Annotated in this window: 7 protein-coding genes; 2 read left to right on the top strand and 5 right to left on the bottom strand. The window is 71.1% G+C overall.

The features are described 5' to 3' along the window. Positions 1-102 precede the first annotated feature (102 nt). Together M878_RS54950 and M878_RS54945 are read right to left on the bottom strand one after the other, a co-directional pair. Entirely contained in the window at positions 103-477 is a 375-nt protein-coding gene (locus tag M878_RS54950; RefSeq protein WP_023545019.1) for an MFS transporter, read from the bottom strand. Beyond that, positions 477-677, bottom strand: coding sequence for a hypothetical protein (locus M878_RS54945; protein WP_023545018.1), 201 nt, complete (start codon positions 675-677; stop codon positions 477-479). The genes M878_RS54950 and M878_RS54945 overlap by 1 nt, the downstream gene beginning before the upstream one ends. 229 nt (positions 678-906) lie before the next feature. Here M878_RS54945 and M878_RS54940 point away from each other — a divergent pair, with 229 nt between their 5' ends. Next, positions 907-1,746: a polysaccharide deacetylase family protein gene (locus M878_RS54940; protein ID WP_023545017.1), complete on the top strand. Its 840-nt coding sequence runs from the start codon at positions 907-909 to the stop codon at positions 1,744-1,746. 49 nt (positions 1,747-1,795) lie between these two features. Here the strand turns inward: M878_RS54940 and M878_RS54935 are convergent, their stop codons facing one another. Beyond that, positions 1,796-2,485 (bottom strand): class F sortase, encoded by a 690-nt coding sequence (locus M878_RS54935; protein ID WP_023545016.1) that lies wholly within the window; start codon positions 2,483-2,485, stop codon positions 1,796-1,798. Between the two features lie 333 nt (positions 2,486-2,818). Between M878_RS54935 and M878_RS92900 the strand changes: the two genes are divergently transcribed. Next, positions 2,819-3,598 (top strand): hypothetical protein, encoded by a 780-nt coding sequence (locus tag M878_RS92900; RefSeq protein ID WP_023545015.1) that lies wholly within the window; start codon positions 2,819-2,821, stop codon positions 3,596-3,598. Positions 3,599-3,716: 118 nt separating this feature from the next. On the opposite strand, the gene M878_RS54925 is transcribed toward M878_RS92900, so the two are convergent. Both M878_RS54925 and M878_RS97300 read right to left on the bottom strand, forming a co-directional pair. Next, on the bottom strand, positions 3,717-4,481 hold the full coding sequence (locus tag M878_RS54925) for a bestrophin-like domain (RefSeq protein ID WP_078630190.1): 765 nt from the start codon (positions 4,479-4,481) through the stop codon (positions 3,717-3,719). A gap of 33 nt (positions 4,482-4,514) precedes the next feature. Then, positions 4,515-4,655: a hypothetical protein gene (locus M878_RS97300; RefSeq protein WP_158692636.1), complete on the bottom strand. Its 141-nt coding sequence runs from the start codon at positions 4,653-4,655 to the stop codon at positions 4,515-4,517. Positions 4,656-4,831: the final 176 nt, after the last annotated feature.

Raw genomic sequence — 4,831 nt, 5'->3', positions numbered from 1 at the left:
CACGGCGATGGCGATGACCGTCGTCGCCGACACGCTCCGGCCCCCGAGGCAGTCGGCGAACCAGGCCGGGAGGCCCAGCGGAACCACCCCCGCGCGGCACCGTCAACCCGGCGCCGGGCCCCCGGCCCGGGCAGGCACGGACTCGGCCGGCGCCACCGGCACCAGAGGCATCAGCAGCACCCCGGCGACGGCCTGCACCCAGAAGATCGTCTTCTCCGACTCCGCGGCATTCAGCAGCAGGGTGCACGGCAACGGTGCCGCCGGAGTGGCACAGGCGACGACTGCGAAGTGCACGTTCAGTGCCCGGTCCCGGTCCGGGCCCGCCGGATGCGTCGCGTCGATCAGAGCCAGCGCACCGGCCGTCATCGCCGCGGCCGCGATCCCCTGCACCGCTCGCAAGGCCATCAACACCCAGGCGTCGCCGGAGAAGACCACCGGCGCGGCGGCGGCGAGGCGCGACAGCGCGAGCCCGCACATCAGCGCCCGCCGCTTCCCGAAGGCCCCCCGAGGGGTCCCGCGAGCACCGGCAGCGCGGCGAAACACACGCTGTACGCGGACAGCAGCCAGGTCGGTCCGGCGATGGCCGGCCCCCGGTCACGAGCGACCAACGGCAGCGCCACCGCGAAGCCCGTCGTGTCGAAGACGAACAGAAACTGGGCCACGGCCAGCAGCGCCACCGCGAGCGCACTGCGCGGTATGCCGCCCCTCCTCGTGTTCGTTTACCCGTGCGCGACCAGCTCGGCTCGACCCCTCATATCGCTCAAGCCACTGGCTGCGGAGTGACTGCTTATCAGAACCCCGTGTGGCGGACCACCCCGCCCCCGCACTCGGCCGTCCGGGTGTATTCCCGCCGCCGCACCAGTGTCGCTGCGGTGTGCCGGAGTCCCTTGGGGCGACTGATGAGTCATGCAGAAGGATCATTTCTTCACCCGGCGCCGGATGCTCCTCGCCGGCGCCGCCGCTCTGGGCGCCGCGGGTACCGCCGGAGGCGTCCTGGCGGGTCGCTCCCAGGAGACCACCGGGACCGCAGCCCCGGCTCCCGTCCCCGGCCCCCAGGCCCGCCAGGCGCTCAAGGGTTCCACCTTCCGGCTGCAGCCGCTCACCGGTGACGGACCGCCCCGTGCCGCGCCGCGCAAGCTGAAGGTCCGCAGGGAGCCCATCCTGCGGATCTCGGGGCGCGGCCGGCAGATGATGCTGACCTTCGACGACGGCCCCAACCCTGACTACACCCCGCACATCCTGGACACCCTCGCCAAGTACGACGTGCGGGCGATGTTCTTCGTGTGCGGCGAGTGCGTGGCCGACTACAAGGAACTGGTGGCCCGGATGGCCGACGAGGGCCATGTCGTCGGCAACCACACCTGGACGCATCCGCTGCTGACGACCCTCCACCGCAAGGAGATCCGCTCCGAGATGGAGCGCACGAGCGACATCATCGAGGACGCCTGCGGCGAGCGCCCGCAGTGGTTCCGCGCACCCTACGGCGCCTGGAACCGGGCCGCGTTCCAGCTGGGCGCCAAGATGGGCATGGAGCCGATGGCGTGGACGCTCGACACCACCGACTGGATGGAGCCCGGCGCCGACACCATCATCGACCGGGTGGAGAGCGGCGCCGCCCCCGGGGTCGTGGTGCTGTCCCATGACGCGGGGGGCGACCGCTCGGAGACCGTTCACGCGATCCGGGAATGGCTGCCCTATCTCCTCGACTCCGGATATCACCTGACGGTTCCGCGCCGACGCGTATGACCGTTCTCCGGGCCTTTCCCCGGGCTTTCGCCCACCCGGCCGCGGTGGTTCAGTTCACCGCGACCAGGCGGGCGAAGACGACGACGTTCCCGTCGTAACCGTTCTTCTTGGAGAATCCGCCGCCGCAGGTGATGACCCGCAGTTCAGGCGTTCCCTTCGAGCCGTACACGCGGTCAGCCGGGAAACCGCTCTTCGAGAAGACCTCGACGCCATACGTCTCGAACACCGCGGTCTTCCCGTCCTTGCGCAGGACCTCGATCCGGTTTCCCTTTTTCAGCGCCCCGAGTCCGTAGAACACGGCGGGGCCCCGCTGGTTGTCGACGTGCCCCACGATGACGGCCGTGCCCGTCTCGCCGGGGGAGACCGCACCGGTGAACCAGCCGGCCAGGTTGGCGTTGTCCGCCGGTGGCGCGGTGACCCAGCCGTCCGCGTTCAGGCCGACGGGCATGACCGGCGCGTTCACCTGGATCGCGGGGATCCGGACCCGGTCGACGACGGAGAAGGCGAGCGGCGCCAGGGACGGGCTGAAGGTGCCCATGCCGGTACGGGTGTCCGGGGCCGCCGCCGAAGCGGGCTGCGGCGGACCGACGTCGAACTCCCCCGAACCATTGCGCATGAGCGCCAGGCCGGTCAGCAGAAAAAGCGCTATCACACCCCATGGGGCGCGCTTCCTGCGCCGCTCCTCTTGTTCGGCCAGCTCGGCAAGCTCGGAGAGCTGGGACAGGTCGGACGCGAACATCTGCCAGTCCCTCTCGACGCGGCCGTTACCACCTCCATCGCGCATGAGAAAACGCTAAGTCCCGCGCGCGCGGCGGGCGACGGGTCGAGCGGCGAACGGGTGGCCCGCGGCCTTCGAGGTGGGCCATCCGAGTAGCCGTTTCCAGTAACTTTCTGACGGTCCGTGACCTGCATCAATATCCGATTGTGTGCTTTTCGCCCGGCGTGTTGCCTCACCAGGACGGACGATTCTCGACATGCGGGCGTGTTCCGCGCGCCCCACGGTCGTCCAGGGAGGTGTTTTCTCGCCGATCGACCGGGGACAGGTCCCGGGCCGCCTCCCGCGGAGGATCACATGCGAAACCAACGTGCCCTGGCGGCCGCGTGCGCCGCGGCCGCCACGCTCGGGCTCGCCGCCCCTGTGGCCATCGCGGACGGCATGGGCAACACCAACGGCGACGGCCCGTTCTACGGCAACGCGGGCAACGGCAACGGCAACGGCGACGGCCCGTTCTACGGCAACGCGGGCATCGGCGGTGGCCCCTCGAACGGCAACGGGGGCGGATACCCGGGCTACGGCAACCTCAGCGGAACCTTCAGCGACCACGGCCATTTCACCGACAACGGCAACCGCGGCTTCGGCGACGGCGGCCGCGGGGGCAGCGGCCGTGACCCGGCCCGCGGGGACGACTCCGGCCGGGGCGACGACACCGGGAACGGCGGCCGAGGTGACGGCATCGGCGGCAGGCGGAACATCGAGGCCGCCCCCGGCGCGATCGAGAGCGGTGACCGGCTCACCGTCACCGTCGACGACTGCCGCGGCGGCACGGTCTCCTCCCGTGCCTTCCCGACCGCCCAGCTCCACCCGTTCCGCGACGACACCTCGCGCGCCGGTCCGAGGATCGACCAGGACGCCCGTCCCGGCCGGTACGACATCACGGCCCACTGCGACGGCCGCCGTGTGACCCACCCGTCCGCGTTCACCGTGCTCGGTGGTGTCGAGGGCGGCGCAGGCGGCGGTACCCGCTCGGGTGCCACACGGACCGACACGGCGATCGGCGCCGGACTCGTGGCCTGGGCCGTCGTCGGGGGCGGCGTGTACTGGCTGCGGCGCAGGAACGAGAAGCGGTTCTGACGCCCCGTCGGCCGCTCCCGCGGTCTTCCGGCCCGTCCCCTGCTCAGGGCGCACGGCGACACGGCGATCGCCCCGGTCCCTGGCGGGAACCGGGGCGAAGCCTTTCAGCGAGAGGGGACTATCCGGTGATGCCCGGGAACAGGTTCGTGAACGGTTCCGCGGTCACCGCGATGCCCCGGCTGAAGGGGGCGTCGAAGTCCCAGATGAGGAACAGCATGAACGCGATGGTCGCGGAGAACAGCCCGGCCAGGACCAGTTCCCGTTTCGTGCGCCGGATCTGCAGCGCGAACACCATGCCGATGGTGACCGCCGCCCCGGTGAGCAGGCCCCACCACACCACCGGCGGCATGGTGGTCCCGGTGGAGTCGGCGCGGGCGTTGCGCGCCTGGTCCGCGGCGGTCATCTGGTCCAGCAGCGGCTGGTAGGCCTGCGCCTCGAAGTCGTTCTTCGGCTGGTAGTCGGTGACGTCCTGGCGGACCTTCTGCAGCAGTCGCGCCCCGCGGTCGGTGACGCGCTCGTTGTGGGACATCGTCTTCCACTCGTGGTCGACCACGTAACCGACATAGGTGTTGACATCGCCCCGGATCCGGTCACGGACGTCCGGCGGATAGACCCGGACCCGCTCCGAGATCTCGTGCAGGGCCTGGGCCTCGCTCTGCACATGGTCCTGGGCGGAGCTGCGGGCCTCCCACACACCGGCGATGGCCAGACCCAGGACGATGGCGTACACGACGCCGATCCACATCGTCATGTACTCGATGACGTCCGGGGTCTCGCTGGGATCCTCGTCCACGGGGGCCCGTTTGTTCCGTACGAGGGTGACGACCACCACCACGGCACAGGCCGCCAGCATCGCGAGGACGAGAACAAGCCAATCCGGCAACGGATACCTCCAGAAGGTGAGCTGGCCGGCGCTTCAGCGCGGGCGCAGGGCCGCGACGGCGACGATCGCCGGAACGGTGATGAGCAGGACGTAGGTGACCGGAGTGGTGTGGTCGGGCGCGGTGTGCGCGACGGGATGCGGGTGGTACGCCGGATAACTCACCTTCGTCGCCAAGGGATGCACGGTGGGCGCGGGACTCGGCGTCGGCTTGGGCTTCGGCGCCGGCGTCGGTGTGGGCTTCGGGGCCGGCCGCGGCGCCGGTGGATCCGGGGCGGGCCGGGCCGGCGGCCTCGGCTTCGGGGCGGGCTTCGGCACCGGACGCGGCGTCGGCTTCGGCGGCGGCGGTGGTG

The organism is Streptomyces roseochromogenus subsp. oscitans DS 12.976 (assembly GCF_000497445.1).
Lineage (GTDB): Bacteria > Actinomycetota > Actinomycetes > Streptomycetales > Streptomycetaceae > Streptomyces > Streptomyces oscitans.
Note: the sequence above shows the minus strand (reverse complement) of the source record. Positions and strands in the feature narration are given on the sequence as shown.

Excerpts from the sequence above, each read along its gene's own strand:
- M878_RS54950 (WP_023545019.1), bottom strand. The coding sequence starts at position 477 with ATGTGCGGGCTCGCGCTGTCGCGCCTCGCCGCCGCCGCGCCGGTGGTC.
- M878_RS54940 (WP_023545017.1), top strand. The coding sequence starts at position 907 with ATGCAGAAGGATCATTTCTTCACCCGGCGCCGGATGCTCCTCGCCGGC.
- M878_RS54935 (WP_023545016.1), bottom strand. The coding sequence starts at position 2,485 with ATGTTCGCGTCCGACCTGTCCCAGCTCTCCGAGCTTGCCGAGCTGGCC.
- M878_RS92900 (WP_023545015.1), top strand. The coding sequence starts at position 2,819 with ATGCGAAACCAACGTGCCCTGGCGGCCGCGTGCGCCGCGGCCGCCACG.